Genomic DNA, 16,288 nt, shown 5'->3' on the forward strand with positions numbered 1-16,288 from the left:
GTCGAAAAAAGGGGGCGACTTTAGCGCAGCCAGCGGCCCATGGCAAGACGTGAATGGGATATAAATGAGCAGGGAGATTGCAGAGGACGCGTGGGCGGCAGTGCGCCATTATTTGCCGGCGAACGGGCTATGCCTGGTGGCGGCGCTAAGCGGTTCTGCAGCGCTGACCGCTCCCCCCCACACGGCATTTACGCCAATGGTGGCCAGCGTGGCGAGGGTTTCCGGCAAAGCAACCGGACCGGCAATGGTGGCGATATTCAGCCGCTTCGCATGTCCGTGAATGATTGACACGATCATCTCATCCATCAGGTTGCTGTGAACCGCGGACACCAGATCGGCACTGAGCATCAGAAAGTCGATTTCGTCGGCATACAACAAATGGAAGGCGTCGAGGTTGCGGCCAAAGCTACGCAGTATGATACCGCAGCCCAGTTCGCGTAGGCGGGCGACATTAGCATGCAGGCCTTCATGCTTCTCCTGCATGGCTTCGGCATCTGTCACCCACAATAGCAAACTGCCTGCGACCTGACCGGCGCTAATGGTGGTCACCAGTTCACTGATAAAAGCATCATCTTTTAAGCCATAACTGGAGAGCGGCAGGGCGATACCAATCTGCTGGCTGGCAACCTCTTCCGCATAGTGAGTGTAGAAGGTGTCGATCACTTTACGATCCAGCGCGATAAAGTGTTCTGGTTCGCGCAGACTGGCGCGGAACTGCGCTTCGTCAAGCGACTGTCCGCTGCCGGAGAATAGCTGTAACCCGGCCAGCCAGAAACTGACCGACTGCGTTTTGCGTGGCGGAACCACGGCCGAGACCTGTATCTGCAGCCTGTTTTCGCCAATGCTGCGCAGAATATCTTCGTGGGTCAGTATCGGGCGCACCTGGCGCTGCAGATGGGCTTCATATAAGGAAATCTGACCGCGGCCATTATGTTTGGCGTTATAGCAGGCAAGGTCGGCCTGCGCCATGACTTCACTACTGATGCAGTTGTCGCGCCGGATTTGCGTGACACCGGCGCTGGCGCCGACGCGATACAGTTGTCCTTCCCAGATAAAGCGATACTCGTTAATGCTGCTGACCAGACGTTGCACCACCGCTGTGGCATGTTCCAGTGTGCAGTTACTGCACAGCAAACCAAATTCATCGCCGCCAAGGCGCGCCAGTAAATCTGAGCCGCGCAGTTGCCCCAGCATTAATTTCGCCAGTTCACGCAGCAACGCATCGCCCGCAGCATGGCCGGCAGTATCATTAATCGCTTTAAAGCGGTCGAGATCGATAAAAGTGAGGACATGCTGATGTTGTTGCTCGCTGGCTGAGAGCAGCAGGCGCTTCAGTTGATGCTCAAAGCTGGAGCGGTTTGGTAAGCGTGTCAGCATATCGTGCGAGGCGCTGTAACTAAGCCGTTTTAACATCTCGCGTGATTCACTGACGTCATGAATCACCATTACGCATCCCATACTGCGCCCTGCAAGGGTTTTCAGCGGCGTAATGCTGTAATGAATATCGAACTGCTCACCGCTGGCGTTGTGCAGCACCAGGTCATGATCAAAATCCGGGGCGATTTTCGCCGCGGGTAGGGAGCACAGCAGCAGGCTCTTCAGTTCGGGCCCCTCTCTGCCGTGGGTAATATGCAAAATAGTGCTGATGTGCTTGCCGACCGCCTGCGCCTGTGACCAGCCGCTCATTTTCTCGGCCACCGGGTTCATAAAGGTCACCTGCATCTCTTCATCAGCGCTGATCACCGCTTCGCCGATCGAGTCGAGCGTAATCAGCATCCGCTCTTTTTCCTGGAATAGCGCATCATTCAGCAGATGAATTTCGGTCACATCCTGGTTTACCCCCAGCATGCGCTCGATATGACCATCGTGGCTTAAGATACGATTGGCCTGGGTACGCATATAGCGAATCCCTCTGCTGTTGCGAATGCGATATTCAACGTTTAATGGCTCCAGCTGTTCCACCGCCCGTTGCATCGCCTGCTCCGCCATCTGGCGATCTTCCGGCACAATGCAATTCATCCAGAAAGCAAAGTTCGGTTGTTGCTCCGGCGGCAACCCGAAGGTTTCAATCATCTGTTTGTCCCAGCTGATCTCATTCCTGGCGACATTCCATTCCCAGACGCCAATACCTCCGGCTTCGTTAGCCAGCGTGATGCGCTCCATTAGCAGCCGATTAACTTCGGTTGAACGTCTTAACTCGGTGATATCCTCAATTTGCGAGATAAAGTAGAGCGGCTGTTGTTCGGAATCACGTGCCAGCGACACTGACAGCCGCACCCACACCGGCTGCCCGTCTTTACGGAAGTAACGTTTCTCTATGGTGTAGCTGTCGCGTGCGCCTTCCAGTAATGCCTGCAGCAGTTCCAGGTCCGCATTGAGATCGTCCGGATGGGTAATGTGCTGGAATTTAGTGCGCAGCAACTCTTCCGGCTGATAACCCAGCAGATGACACAGTGATTTATTGACCTGCAGCCAGCGCCCATCCGTCGCTACCAGCGCCATACCAATCGCCGAATGTTCCATGGCATTACGAAAACGGTTCTCGCTTTCGCTGATATGTTTTTTCTCTTCGAGGAAAGAGTACATCACCATCGTCATCATATGGCTGGGGATCAAGGCCAGCAGGAATGGCAGCCAGGGGGCGGCGACGACAAAGTCGGAATTATTGGTGTGCAGATCAAGCAGCTGGAATGCCAGCATCAATGACATCATCAGGATATTGGCCAGAAACACCATAAAGGCTTCCAGCTTTGGCAGACGCACCGCGCTCCAGAACAGAATAACGATAACAAAAGTGAACGGCCAGGCGAAAAAACGCAGTGCGATATAACTGAGGCACAGGGTAAGCACCATGGTTATCGCCACTTCAATACGCGTCTGCTTAGGTTGTTGTTTGCGGAAGTAGCCGGGCTGCCACAACAGGGCAACCGGCCCCAGTGCCAGCATGCCGACAGTTTCCGAAATAACCCAGGTGGTAAAAAAAGGCAGGGCTGTGGCATGGGTTTTATGCAATAGCCAGCTTGCCAGTACCCCACCCAACAGAGGAGTAAAGATCCCCACCGCCAGCATCATTTTATACCAGCTTGCCAGCGAATTAAGCGGCGCCTTACGATCGAGCACCAGCCGCAATAAACCACCGCCAATCAGCGCCTGCAGTAAATTGAGCAACGGGAATTTGATACTGGCCAGCGTCGGGCTGAACATCAGCGCATTGGCCAGCATTACCGCGACCACGCAGCAGAACAGGATCGGCGGCAGCGATCGCGCCGGGCAACGGAACACCACCACAGTCATCAATGCCGTCGGGAACCAGAGCGGCGAAATATTGCCACTCACCATAATTAACTTCAGGCAAAAAACGGTCAGGAGGAAGTTCAGCGCTCCCAGCGATAAGGCTGTCCACCACCATGAAGGGGTCTGTCGGGAAGAAGAGAAAATTTCTGTCGTCATCAACGGTTCCAGCAGCACGCCTGAGAGCCGAACAGGCTGATTTAAGCACAATCAACAATACTTTTGCATGCTAGCATAGATACTGCGTAATGCCCGTGGCAAATCATTATTATTGCTTATTTGCCAGAATGATAGCGCCGTTTCATCCCCTCCGTCGATGGTGAGAGGTTATCGCATATGTTTCAGCAGATCGGCACGTGTCCATGGTTTCTCCAGTCCGGCAATTTTTGCCGACAGACGTTCGAGAAAATGCTGAGTGCTGGCTACTTCGCCGCGGCCCAGCAGCAGTAGCGGTACCAGCAGCGCAACGCACAGCTGCGCGAGGCTAAAACCCTTCAGACGGGAGCTGCGTTGCGACGCTAAGAATGCCGTACTCAGAGTAAAACCGAGGATTAAACCGCTGACGACTTCGCTGGCGGAGTGCGCATGCAACATCAGTCGCGAAACACCGACCAGTAATGGGATCAGATAGCCAACGCCGATCGCCATAGTACGCCATACCGGTAGCAGGCGACCGCTGAGCAACCAGAGCATGACCGGCCAGAGAGTGGCGGACATCGCACTGTGGCCGCTAAAACCGGTAAAATTAAAGCGGGCGCTGCCAATGCCAAAGCCCATAAAGGCAATTTTCGACAGGCTGACAATTAACCCTGCCACACAGAATGCGAGCACCCAGAACCATACGGCGCGCCGGTCGTCGTTTTTCCACGGCATCACCAGCGCAATAATCACCGCGGTGGGGATCAGCAGCATGCTGTCACCAAAATAGGTTAATGTTCTCCAGAACATAGCTTTCCTTGTTGAACTCACTGCGACTGCAGAAGTGGCTGTACGGGGTTAGTTTAAAGACGGATCAACAACATCCGAATGGTATGGCCGGTAGTTTACCGATGAAAGCGGTTTTTCACTAAAGGGAAAGTCTGAAAAACCGGATACTGCTTTTTTCTGGCATCAAATCCGCTAAGTCCCTATAATTGCCAGCGAATCACCCCTCTCATTCCTGACCAGTCAATAAGACCGGGCAAAATCATGCCGCCTTATTGATTTGTCACATAGTTATCAGGTCTTTAATTATATGACTGACAAGTCTCACCAATGCGTCATTGTAGGAATCGCAGGCGCTTCAGCGTCAGGTAAAAGCTTAATTTCCAGTACCCTGTACCGCGAGGTGCGCGACCAGGTTGGCGACGAGCATATCGGTGTGATCCCTGAAGATTGCTACTACAAAGACCAAAGTCACCTCACCATGGAAGAGCGGGTTAAAACCAACTACGACCATCCGAGCGCGATGGACCACAATCTGTTACTACAGCATTTGCAGATGCTGAAGTCCGGCCAGGATATCGAACTGCCGGTTTACAGCTACGTTGATCATACGCGTACTAAAGAGACCATCCACCTGAAGCCAAAGAAAGTGATTATCCTTGAAGGGATTTTGCTGCTGACTGATGCGCGTCTGCGCCAGGAGATGAACTTCTCGATTTTCGTCGATACGCCATTAGATATCTGTCTGATGCGTCGTATGAAGCGCGATGTCAACGAGCGCGGCCGCTCGATGGACTCGGTGATGGCGCAGTATCAGAAGACTGTCCGGCCAATGTTTCTGCAATTTATTGAGCCTTCAAAACAGTATGCTGACATTATCGTGCCACGCGGCGGCAAAAACCGCATCGCGATTGACATTCTGAAAGCGAAGATCAATCAGTTTTTCGAATAATAACTGTAGGGGCGGCATTAATGCCGCCCGTACCAATGATTTGCACTGGCTATACTGGCGGCATTAATGCCGCTCCTCAATACGTTAAGGGAGTAGACGGCGATGAGACTATGCGACCGCGATATCGAAGCCTGGCTTGACAGCGGCAAGCTGGACATTACCCCACGTCCACCGCAAGAGCGCATCAGTGGTGCTACCGTTGATGTGCGACTGGGTAATAAATTCCGTACCTTTCGCGGTCATACCGCCGCCTTTATTGACCTTAGTGGCCCGAAAGATGAAGTCAGCGCGGCACTGGATCGCGTAATGAGCGATGAGATTGTGCTGCCGGAAGGTGAAGCCTTTTATCTGCATCCTGGTGAACTGGCGCTGGCGGTAACGTTTGAATCCGTCACGCTGCCTGATGATCTGGTAGGCTGGCTGGATGGCCGCTCTTCTCTGGCACGACTGGGACTAATGGTGCATGTTACCGCTCACCGCATTGATCCCGGCTGGCAGGGACGGATTGTGCTGGAGTTCTATAATTCAGGTAAGCTGCCGCTGGCATTGCGTCCAGGCATGCTGATTGGCGCCCTGAGTTTTGAACCGCTTTCCGGTCCAGCGGCACGTCCTTATAACCGTCGCCAGGATGCAAAATATAAGGATCAGCAGGGCGCAGATGCCAGTCGTATTGATAAAGACTAATAGCCTGAATCTTCGGGCGGATAAGAGGATCGGATGAGAAGATTGATTACCGCGCTGGCCATTTTGCTGGTAGTGATTGTGGCAGGAATGTCCGCGCTGGTACTGCTGGTGAATCCAAACGATTTTCGTGCCTATATGGTCCAGCAGGTTGAACAGCGTAGTGGCTACCATCTGGCGCTGGATGGCAATCTGCGCTGGCACGTCTGGCCACAGCTGAGCATTCTTGCGGGGCGGATGTCCCTCACCGCGCCCGGTGCGCAACAGCCGCTGATTAATGCGGAAAATATGCGCCTCGATGTCGATCTTCTGCCATTACTGTCGCATCAGCTCAGCGTCAGGCAGGTGATGCTGAAAAACGCAGTCATCCGCATGACGCCGGAAAGTGAAGCACAACGTCCGCTGGATGCGCCGGTTGGACCGTCAGACTCCTCTCCGCCTGAACCGGTAAGCGGCTGGAAGTTTGATATCGGCAATTTGCAGGTCGCAGACAGTTTGTTGATTTGGCAGCAGGCCGGCGGTGAGCAGATTAACTTTCGCGACATCAATCTTGAACTGTCGCAAAGCGATCGTAAGCTGGCGCACGTGGATTTAACCACCCGTGTCAGTCGCGATCAGCGTGAACTGCAACTGGCACTGAATGGCGACATGAATGTCGCACAGTATCCGCAGCAGCTATCGGGCAATATCACCAGGATGAGCTGGCAGCTGAAAGGCGCCGATCTGCCGCCGCAGGGCTTGCAGGGTGAAGGCACATTGCTGGCTGAATGGTTGAATGAAAGCCAGCAGTTCGCGCTGAAAAATCTGGCGCTCACCGTTAACGACAGCCAGCTACAGGGAACGATTAGCGGCAAGCTGAGCGATATTCCTGCCATTAATATCGATCTGCATTCAGCAAAAATAGATGTTGATGCGCTGACCGGTAATGATTCAGCGGAACAGGGCAATAAGAGCGCCGCTTCGCAGGCCCAGCTTTCCGGACGCGCGCCGGTGATCGCCGAACCTGCCGATCGCAACAGCGCCAACTCGCCGCTGAATACCAGCACGGCTCAGCTGAAGCTGCAGGTGGATGCGCTACGCTGGCGAGGCATGGATTTTAATCAGGTGACGCTGAATGGCAGTAACGATCGCGGGCTGATTAATATCGCCGACCTGAGCGGCAAGTCCGCGAGCGGGGATTTTTCGCTGCCTGGAACCATCAACCTGCGTAGCGTGCAGACCAAAGTCGCTTTTCAGCCGGTGATCCATAACATCGAACTTGCTCCGTTGTTAACCGCCTTTGAACTGCCAGAAACCGTCAGCGGCAAACTGTCGCTGGACGGTAGCCTGCGGGGTAGCGGTTTAAGTGTGGAAGATTTTAAGCATAACTGGCGTGGCAGTGCCGAGCTGAGCATGGAAAATGCACGTCTGGCCGGACTGAATTTCCAGCAGATGGTACAGCGGGCGGTTGAGCGCAGCAGCGATCAGGTACGAGGCAGTGAAAGTGATGCCAATTACACTGAAGTTCAGCAATTGAAAGGTTCGGTCCAGCTCGATAATGGATCCATGGCGTTGGTAAATCTGCAGGGTCGCTCCGCACTGCTTGATCTGGCCGGTAAAGGGGTCATTGACCTTGACAATAAACAGTGTGATATCACTTTTGATATTAAAGTGATTAGCGGCTGGCAGGGAGATAACGCGCTGGTGCAAACCCTGACCAACACGGCAGTGCCGCTGCGTCTCTATGGCTCGTGGGATGGATTACAGTATTCATTGCCAGTCGATCAGTTATTGCGTAAGCGTATTCAGGACGAAGCAAAATCACGTATCAATGACTGGATCCAGCGTAATCCGGACAACAAGAATACCAATGATGTGAAAAAGTTAATGCAATAGGGCAGGGGAGCCAGTTATGGCTCCCGCCACCGAGGTGCTTTCCGCGGGCAGGTTTACACCTCGTAATCCGGTTCCGGCATATTTAACGGTATAATCTGCACCTTCTGTACGCGGTGGCTTTCAACCTGCAGGGTGCGGAACAGATAATCGCCAATCTGTAACTCTTCCCCTTCCTGCGGAATGCGTTGCAGATGCTCCATTAACAATCCGGCAATGGTGTGGAATTCGCGCTTTTCGTCCAGCGGTAGCGACAGATACATCACCAGATCGTCCAGCGGCATATAACCATTGGCCGTCCAGCTGCCGTCCTGGTTCTGGATAATGTCATGACGCGCATCCAGCTCCTCATTTTCGTTTGGCAGGTTACCGGCGATAGTCTCCATCACGTCGCTTAATGTTACCACGCCCTCAACTGAGCCAAACTCATCGACGACAAAAGCAAAATGGGTACGGGCGCTGCGGAACTGTTCCAGCGCCTGCAATAGCGTCAGTTGTTCAGGGAATACCAGTGGCTGGCGAATCAACGCGCGCAGATCGAGGGAGTTATGATGCAGCGACTGATGCAGCAGATCGATCACATGCACCACGCCCAGAGGTTCATCGCTATTGTCGGTGACGATAATACGGGTGTGCTGATTACGGTCCAACTGCGCCATAATATCTGCAGGTTCATCGCTGAGGTCGATATTTTCAATATCATGACGCGAGGTCATGATGCTGCTGACGCTGCGCTGCCCCATACCAAGTACCCGGGCGATCATCAGCCGCTCCTGCTTATTAAAAATGCCGTTGTTCTCATCATGGTCAGCGACCAGCGAAGAGGTCTCGGCATCGAGTTCGGCTTCTTCATGGTGGCCACGCAGTAAACGCAGTACCGCTTCAGCGGTGCGTTTGCGTAGTGGCAATTTTGCCGACAGGAAACGGCGGCGGTTAAAATGCGCCAGCTGGTTCAGACCTTCGATAATCACTGAGAAACCGATGGCGGCATACAGATAGCCTTTGGGAATATGATAGCCAAAACCGTCAGCCACCAGACTGAAGCCAATCATTAACAGAAAACTGAGGCAGAGAATGACAATTGTCGGATGGCTATTAACAAACCGGGTTAGGGGTTTACTGGCCAGTAGCATCAGGAAAATCGCTATTATTACCGCCGCCATCATCACCGCAAGGTGATCAACCATGCCGACGGCAGTAATCACTGAGTCCAGTGAGAATACCGCGTCCAGTACCACAATTTGCACCACCACCGGCCAGAAGCGCGCTCCACGTTTCTGTGGATTTTGCTCTTCATCTTTACCCTCGAGCCGCTCGTTAAGCTCCATGGTGGCTTTAAATAACAGAAAGACCCCGCCGACCAGCATAATCAGATCGCGTGCACTAAAAGGGTGCGCCAAAATGGTGAAAATAGGGGTGGTGAGCGTAGCGAGCCAGGAAATTGAGGCCAGCAGTAACAAGCGCATGACCAGCGCCAGTAACAGGCCGGTAACCCGTGCGCGATCGCGCTGAGCCGCTGGCAATTTCTCGGCGAGAATGGCGATAAAAACGAGGTTATCAATACCTAAAACCAGCTCCAGCACGATAAGCGTGACCAGACCTGCCCAAATCGAAGGATCAGCGATCCATTCCATACGACGTAATTTTCCTTATTGCAGAACATTAGTCAGATTAATGTTGATAGTGACGGTGGAATAACAAAAATGCAATGCAGTATAAGAAAATTCTTAAAATAAAATCAATTGCATTGGCCCTAAGATGTGTGTGTGATAAAGAGGCATGGAAATTGTATAGCTATTCTACGCGTTTATATGCACGATGCGATTAGAACAGGTGGAAATTACAGCAAATAAAGATTGAAATCGCAAAAATAGTATTATCAACATGGATTGTTCTGGAAAATGCGGAGTTTGCATATTTGAGTAACATTATGAAATTTAACATTAATTTTTTACTTTTGTTAGTCTTATTCTGAAAGTGTACTGGTTTTGCGTACTCATGCTTGTAACGAACGATCAATAGTATAAAAATCTAGTCATAACATTTGTAGCCACTGCCTGATTACAGGTTGCCAGATTGACGATTAATTGGTGATTTTTTAGCTCAGGTATTACAAGCTCACTTATTCTTCACTCACAAATAGCACTGTCCGGTTTGCAAACAGCATTGGTAGCTGAGAGCCAGGGGCGGTAGCGTGCTTAAAATCGATTAATCGCAATAAACAATACTCGTCAACAAAAATATCGTTAATTGCGTCATTTTAAGATTAAAGCCAGATTGATTTGCGGACTTACCATGCTTACTGACCTCCGGCCATAAAAATCTGGCTGCGTGTTGGAAAAATCAGAGATTTCGGACTGTTAGCCTTTGTTGGCTTGTCACATGTTGCTACACTGCCCTCTGTATTCTGTCTGGTGGTGCGAATCTTGTCGAAATCCTTAAAATGCTGCATTAAGTCAGCGCTTCAGTGCGCGCAATTTCCAGGGTAAATATCGGATGACGGATCGAAATAGTTGGGGATAAAGCTGGACGTGGGTGAGAGATGATTCACGAACACTTTGCGGCGTAACCGCTTTAGACAATAAATCAGCAATAGTGATGATAATTTAATGATGAAATCAAAACTCAAATTGGCACCCTTGCTGGTGTCGATAACACTTATCAGTGGCTGTACTATAATTCCAGGCCAAAACGTTTCAACCAGCGGTAAGGATGTTATTAAGCAGCAAGACGCTGATTACGATCTTGATAAAATGGTCAATGTCTTTCCTATGACGCCGATGCTGATTGCGCAGATGCGCAAGTCTCCAGTAGTCGCGCGGCCAAATCTTCAGCTCGATCAAGAACTGGCGAGTTATGAATATCGTATTGGTGTAGGTGATGTTCTCAACGTCACCGTCTGGGATCACCCGGAATTAACCACACCTGCCGGTCAATATCGCAGCGCTAGTGATACCGGCAACTGGGTACATTCCGACGGCACAATTTTCTATCCTTATATTGGCAAAATCACCGTAGTCGGCAAAACGATTCAACAAGTGCGTGACGATATTCAAAATCGTTTAGCTACCTATATTGAGAGTCCACAGGTTGATGTCAATGTTGCCGGATTCCGTTCGCAGAAAGTATATGTAACAGGTGAAGTCACAACTTCTGGGAAACAAGCTATTACCAATATCCCACTAACGGTACTGGATGCAATCAACAGTGCTGGTGGATTAACCGCAACCGCAGATTGGCGTAATGTCGTTCTGACCCATAATGGCAGTGAGCAGAGAATATCATTGCAGGCATTGATGCAGAATGGTGACCTGACCCAGAACCATCTGCTTTATCCTGGCGATATTCTCTATATACCGCGTAATGACGACCTGAAGGTTTTTGTTATGGGTGAAGTCGGCAAGCAACAGACACTGAAAATGGATCGCAGTGGTATGACACTGACCGAGGCTTTGGGGAATGCAGAAGGTCTGGATCAATCGGTAGCGAATGCGACAGGTGTTTTTGTTATCCGACCAAATCGCCAGCAAGGTGGAAAAATCGCTAATATTTATCAGCTGAATACTTCTGATGCGACAGCTATGGTATTAGGCACTGATTTCCAACTGGAGCCATATGACATTGTGTATGTTACGGCTACACCGCTTTCCCGCTGGAACCGCGTAATTAACCAGCTCCTGCCAACAATCAACAGTGTACGTTATGGTGTCGAAACGACCCAGAATATCAAAAACTGGTAACGCATATGTTTAATTCAATTTTAGTTGTCTGCGTAGGGAATATCTGTCGTTCCCCTACTGGGGAGCGTTTGTTGAAACAGTATTTACCGGATAAAAATATTAGCTCTGCTGGTATCAATGCACTCGTTGATCACCATGCTGATGAGACGGCGATGAGAGTTGCAGAAAAAAATGGTGTTTCTCTCGTCGGACATATGGCACGTCAGATTACCAGCCGGATGTGCTACGAACATGACCTGATTTTAGTGATGGAGAAAAAGCATATTAAATCAGTGGAAAAAATTTCACCGGAATCAAAAGGAAAAATTATGCTTTTTGGCCATTGGGACAAAGATGTAGAAATTTATGATCCTTACAGGAAAAATGATGAATTTTTTGATGGCGTATTTGGGATGCTGAACAATTCAGCAAAAAAATGGGCTAAAGTTCTGAGCTAATAGTTGGAAAACCTAATGGTCAATAAACATAATACTTCTGCGCCGGATACTGAAAGCAAAGATGTCATCGATATTGCTAAACTCATAGGCACCATAATTGACTATCGTTGGCTGATTATTGGTGTTACTGCGTTTTTTTCATTGATTTCAATCGTCTATGTGATTTTTGCTCAACCCCAGTATCAGGCTAACGCAGTAGTTCAGGTCGAAAAAAATGCCAGCAGTTCGTTACTGAATGATATTTCGGAAATGTTGCCTAACGCGCAGCCAGCCTCAAATACCGAAATCGAATTAATTACTTCACGTATGGTAATTGATAAAGTAACTCGTGATCTTGGTCTTGAAACCAGTATCACAGAAAAACATTTTCCTCTGATTGGTGATGGATGGGCCAGATTAACGAAACAAAAACCTTCATCTCTTAAACTGAGTCAGTTTGATATTGATAGTATGTACATGGGGCAACCATTCACATTCCAGGTAGGCGAAAATGGTACTTATACCCTCACAACCCCAGCAGGGGACGAATTAAAGGGAAAAGTAGGCCAGCCAATAAGCGGAAATGGTGTTAAGATTAACGTTAGCAAAATTGATGCTGAGTCGGGAACTAGTTTTGATATTAATAAAAATACTGTATTAAACATCTATAAGAGTATTTTCCCTGCGTTAACTGTATTAGATAATAGCAAAGACTCTGGTGTATTACATCTTTCGCTGGTAGGAAGTGATCCGGTATTGACGGAGCAAATCCTTGATAGAATTACGCGTAACTACTTAGAACAAAATATAGAACGTAAGTCAGAAGAAGCAGCTAAAAGTCTGGCATTTCTTAAAGAACAGCTGCCGCTTGTTAGGAATAGTCTGGACACTGCTGAAAACAATTTGAATCTCTATCGTCGTCAGCATGACACTGTTGATTTGCCGCTTGAGGCGAGATCGGTGTTGGATAGTATCGTCGCTGTCGATACTCAGCTTAATGAGCTGACATTTAAAGAGGCCGATGTATCTAAGCTTTATACCAAAGAGCACCCTACGTATCGTGCTCTATTAGAGAAACGTGCAACGCTTGAGGAAGAAAAGCGTAAGTACAATCAACGTGTAAGTGAAATGCCGGGTACACAGCAAGAGATCATTAAGTTGACTCGTGATGTTGATTCTGGGCAGGCAATCTATATGCAGTTGCTGAATAAACAGCAAGAGCTCAATATAAACAAAGCAAGTACTGTCGGCAATGTTAGGATCATCGATCCTGCACAGATAGACCCAACAGCCGTTAGCCCAAGAAAAGCTATGATCGTTGTTTTAATGACGGTGGTTGGTGCGATGCTCGCAATGACAGTGGTGATCATCAAATCCATTCTACATCGCGGTATTGAAAACCCAGATCTACTTGAAGAGCGTGGCATGAGTGTTTATGCCAATATTCCAGTCTCAGAGTGGCAAAAAACGCAAGATCGTGAGTTGATCAATACGCTTCGTCTTAAGCGTGTAGCAAATCGTTCCGCAAAGATGTTGGCTATTGGTAATCCAAGTGATTTGGCAATGGAAGCTATCCGTAGCTTACGTACCAGCATCCACTTTGCATTGGTAGAAGCAGAAAACAATATCGTCATGATTTCTGGCGCAAGTCCATCGAGCGGTAAGACTTTTGTTTCCAGTAATCTGGCTGCAGCGATGGCGCAAAGTGATAAGAAAATCCTGTTTATCGATGCGGATATGCGTAAAGGATATTCACATGAAATTATGAATGTGAAAAATGAAAATGGGTTGTCGGAATTGCTGTCTAATCAGACTGATTATGCTAAAGCTATTAAGACTACTGAAGTGCCGAATCTCGACCTTATTCCACGTGGCAAAGTCCCACCTAACCCGTCAGAATTATTAATGCGGCCTGCATTGAAAGAACTTCTTGAGTGGGCGCAGAAAAATTATGACCTGATTATTATTGATACTCCGCCTATCCTTGCGGTAACCGATGCGGCAATTATTAGTAAAATTGCTTCAACAGCTTTGTTGGTGGCCCGTTTTGGTGTTAACACTGCCAAAGAGATGGAGCTTTGTGTCAAACGGTTTGAACATAATGGCACAGAAATTAAAGGTGTGATTCTCAATGCCGTAGAGAAAAAAGCGAGTGGATATTATGGCGAATATGGCTATTACAGTTATAACTATGAGTCCTCTTCTAAATAGTCGATAACTCAGAACAGAGTGGACTATTCCACTCTGTTTCTGCTTTAACACGATGTTTTGCAGTGACTTGGTGAAATATCAAAATGCAGTACAAAAAATATATAAACTGTATTGCTTTAATTTGAGACTACGTTGTGACAGGAGTGACAGTATGTCTACGCCATTTTTCTCGGTTGTTGTGCCTGCTTATAACGCATCCGAAAGTATTGAAAAGACGCTACTATCAGTTAAAAATCAAACATTCACCGACTATGAAGTTGTGATTGTTGATGATGCATCTGCAGACTTTGCTGCATTGCAAGCGAAAGTGGCAAGCTTTCAGCAGCAGGGTATGGCGATAACATTGATCAGTTTCCCCGAGAATCGCAATGGTGCAGCTGCTCGCAACGAAGGTATTAGAAAAGCAGTGGGCCGATATATTGCCTTTCTTGATGCCGATGATGAGTGGGAGATACAGAAACTTCAGGTACATTATGATGCCATTCTTACTCAGGGTGATGAAAATATAATCTTTTATAGCAGACTTGCACTAATTATTGACGGTGTGAGGCGTGTGCCAGATACTCCAGCACGGGGAATCAAGAAGAGCGAATCCGCTGCGCGCTATATTTTTGGATTTGAAGGTGTGATACAGACAAGCACGATTGTACTAAAGCGGGTCGATGCAGAAAAAATTATGTTTAACGAGAATTACCGGCGTCACCAGGACTATGACTTCTGTATTCGCGCAGATGTAAAAGGTTTTCGCTTTGTAATGATCCCTGAGACTTTATCGCGTTACTACGTCAGTCGTGTGGTTAATCCAGGGAAAAAGAAAGAGTCTCGTACGTATTCAACATACTGGATAAATGATATGAGCCAGTATCTTACGGCAAAAGAACGGGCATGTTTTAATGCCTTTATTATGCCGTACAAGTATTTAGACGATGGTAAAAAATTGGGTGCTCTGAAGGTGTCGTTAACGAACATCTTCAAAACTGACCTTGAAGTAATATTTTTTAATATCTCGAAAAAAATTAATAAGGCGATAAAAGCAATCGCCCGATAAAGTAAATTCTATACCACTAAAAAGTGAAAGTAGAGATGGAAAAAATATTCTATTTAATATTTTTTGGCATAACAATAATATCTGCTGTATTTATTATGCTAAAAAAATCCAATCTGGAAAACTATCGGGATGATATCCTCATTCTTCCATTGATATATTGTTTTGGTTTCACTGCAGTTCTGACTTTCAATAAAGTAATTGCCTCTGACTCAATAAACTATGCAGCCTATTTTGTGCGTCTGACGCAATGGTCATTCTCACAGGCGTGGAATGACGATACGGTTTATGCCAGTGGCTTTATGCCAGGGTTTCGGGTGCTATCATGGATACTTTCTCAAAGTTTGCCTGATGTGCATTACTATTTTTCAGTTATTGCTGCGCTGATCTTTGCGCTTGTAGCATTTGGTTGCATCCGCATTCTTGGTTTTTCATTCGGTGTAATCGCAGTTATTTCGTATACGATGTATCCTTATTTTTCCTCTTATACAGCGCTAGGGATTAGGCAAGGTCTTGCATTAGGAACAATGTTAGTCTTCTTTAGTTATCTTCTTGAGAAAAAAAAGGTAACTAGTTTAATATGGTTGTTTGTTGCCTTTATGTTTCATAATACAGCAGCAGCATTAGTGGTGTTGTATTTTACAATCTTCATTAATATGAATATTAAGTCTTTGTTAAAGTTGATTGGCTTTGGCTGGGTATTTACACTGATACTTTCTGCCGCGAATGTGTTTGATAAGTTGATATCGAGCCGAGTAAATGTCGGTGCTCTCGATGAGCGGTATCAGCTTTATTTTCAGCAAAATGATTATATAAAAGGCTTTCGTCCTGATTTTGTAATCTTCTCCTTCTTTCCTTATATTGTTTATCGCTTAATGCCTAAAAGAGTGCGTGAAGATGAAGAAGTTATAATGATGCTTTGCTGTTACTTTACACTCAATTGCTTGATGAATATTTTTTCATTTATGCCATACTATGATCGCTTCGCTGCATATTCATGGTTTATCACTCCACTATTTCTCGTGTTATTAGCGAAAAAAGCAAATAGCAGAAGCATTTATAATGTCGCATTGTTACTTTTTTTACCACTAAGTAACTTTTTATTGTTTATTGTTTATAATTCTAAATGGTATTTTAGCAACCTTCATGGATAAGG

General features: G+C 47.7%; 11 protein-coding genes. 8 read left to right on the forward strand and 3 right to left on the reverse strand.

Translation table 11 applies throughout. The annotated features are described in order from the left end of the window. Nucleotides 1–108: 108 nt before the first annotated feature. Nucleotides 109–3,450: a diguanylate cyclase gene (locus tag JWF83_RS19210; protein ID WP_413652011.1), complete on the reverse strand. Its 3,342-nt coding sequence runs from the start codon at nucleotides 3,448–3,450 to the stop codon at nucleotides 109–111. A 168-nt stretch (nucleotides 3,451–3,618) separates the two neighbouring features. Further along, on the reverse strand, nucleotides 3,619–4,239 hold the full coding sequence (locus JWF83_RS19215) for a phosphatase PAP2 family protein (protein WP_413652012.1): 621 nt from the start codon (nucleotides 4,237–4,239) through the stop codon (nucleotides 3,619–3,621). Between the two features lie 286 nt (nucleotides 4,240–4,525). Between JWF83_RS19215 and udk the strand changes: the two genes are divergently transcribed. From udk to asmA, 3 genes are all read left to right on the forward strand, one after another. Next, on the forward strand, nucleotides 4,526–5,167 hold the full coding sequence (gene udk, locus JWF83_RS19220) for a uridine kinase (RefSeq protein ID WP_026111595.1): 642 nt from the start codon (nucleotides 4,526–4,528) through the stop codon (nucleotides 5,165–5,167). Nucleotides 5,168–5,269: 102 nt separating this feature from the next. Beyond that, nucleotides 5,270–5,851: a dCTP deaminase gene (gene dcd / locus JWF83_RS19225; protein WP_413652013.1), complete on the forward strand. Its 582-nt coding sequence runs from the start codon at nucleotides 5,270–5,272 to the stop codon at nucleotides 5,849–5,851. A 33-nt stretch (nucleotides 5,852–5,884) separates the two neighbouring features. Continuing rightward, nucleotides 5,885–7,723, forward strand: a complete 1,839-nt coding sequence (gene asmA, locus JWF83_RS19230) for an outer membrane assembly protein AsmA (protein WP_413652014.1) — start codon at nucleotides 5,885–5,887, stop codon at nucleotides 7,721–7,723. Between the two features lie 53 nt (nucleotides 7,724–7,776). On the opposite strand, the gene JWF83_RS19235 is transcribed toward asmA, so the two are convergent. Then, a complete protein-coding gene (locus JWF83_RS19235) occupies nucleotides 7,777–9,354 on the reverse strand; it encodes a TerC family protein (RefSeq protein ID WP_413652015.1) in 1,578 nt (525 codons plus the stop codon). A gap of 975 nt (nucleotides 9,355–10,329) precedes the next feature. Here JWF83_RS19235 and JWF83_RS19240 point away from each other — a divergent pair. The 5 genes from JWF83_RS19240 to JWF83_RS19260 all read left to right on the forward strand — a co-directional run bounded on the left by JWF83_RS19240 (nucleotide 10,330) and on the right by JWF83_RS19260 (nucleotide 16,286). Further along, nucleotides 10,330–11,460: a polysaccharide export protein gene (locus JWF83_RS19240; protein ID WP_413652016.1), complete on the forward strand. Its 1,131-nt coding sequence runs from the start codon at nucleotides 10,330–10,332 to the stop codon at nucleotides 11,458–11,460. Nucleotides 11,461–11,465: 5 nt separating this feature from the next. Continuing rightward, nucleotides 11,466–11,897, forward strand: coding sequence for a protein tyrosine phosphatase (locus JWF83_RS19245; protein ID WP_413652017.1), 432 nt, complete (start codon nucleotides 11,466–11,468; stop codon nucleotides 11,895–11,897). Between the two features lie 15 nt (nucleotides 11,898–11,912). Further along, nucleotides 11,913–14,087, forward strand: coding sequence for a polysaccharide biosynthesis tyrosine autokinase (locus JWF83_RS19250; RefSeq protein WP_413652018.1), 2,175 nt, complete (start codon nucleotides 11,913–11,915; stop codon nucleotides 14,085–14,087). Between the two features lie 151 nt (nucleotides 14,088–14,238). After that, the gene (locus JWF83_RS19255) at nucleotides 14,239–15,135 is read left to right on the forward strand and encodes a glycosyltransferase family 2 protein (RefSeq protein ID WP_413652019.1); all 897 of its coding nucleotides are present in this window, start codon (nucleotides 14,239–14,241) and stop codon (nucleotides 15,133–15,135) included. A gap of 35 nt (nucleotides 15,136–15,170) precedes the next feature. After that, entirely contained in the window at nucleotides 15,171–16,286 is a 1,116-nt protein-coding gene (locus tag JWF83_RS19260; RefSeq protein ID WP_413652020.1) for an EpsG family protein, read from the forward strand. Nucleotides 16,287–16,288: the final 2 nt, after the last annotated feature.

Source organism: Pantoea sp. B65 (assembly GCF_047308185.1).
GTDB lineage: Bacteria > Pseudomonadota > Gammaproteobacteria > Enterobacterales > Enterobacteriaceae > Erwinia.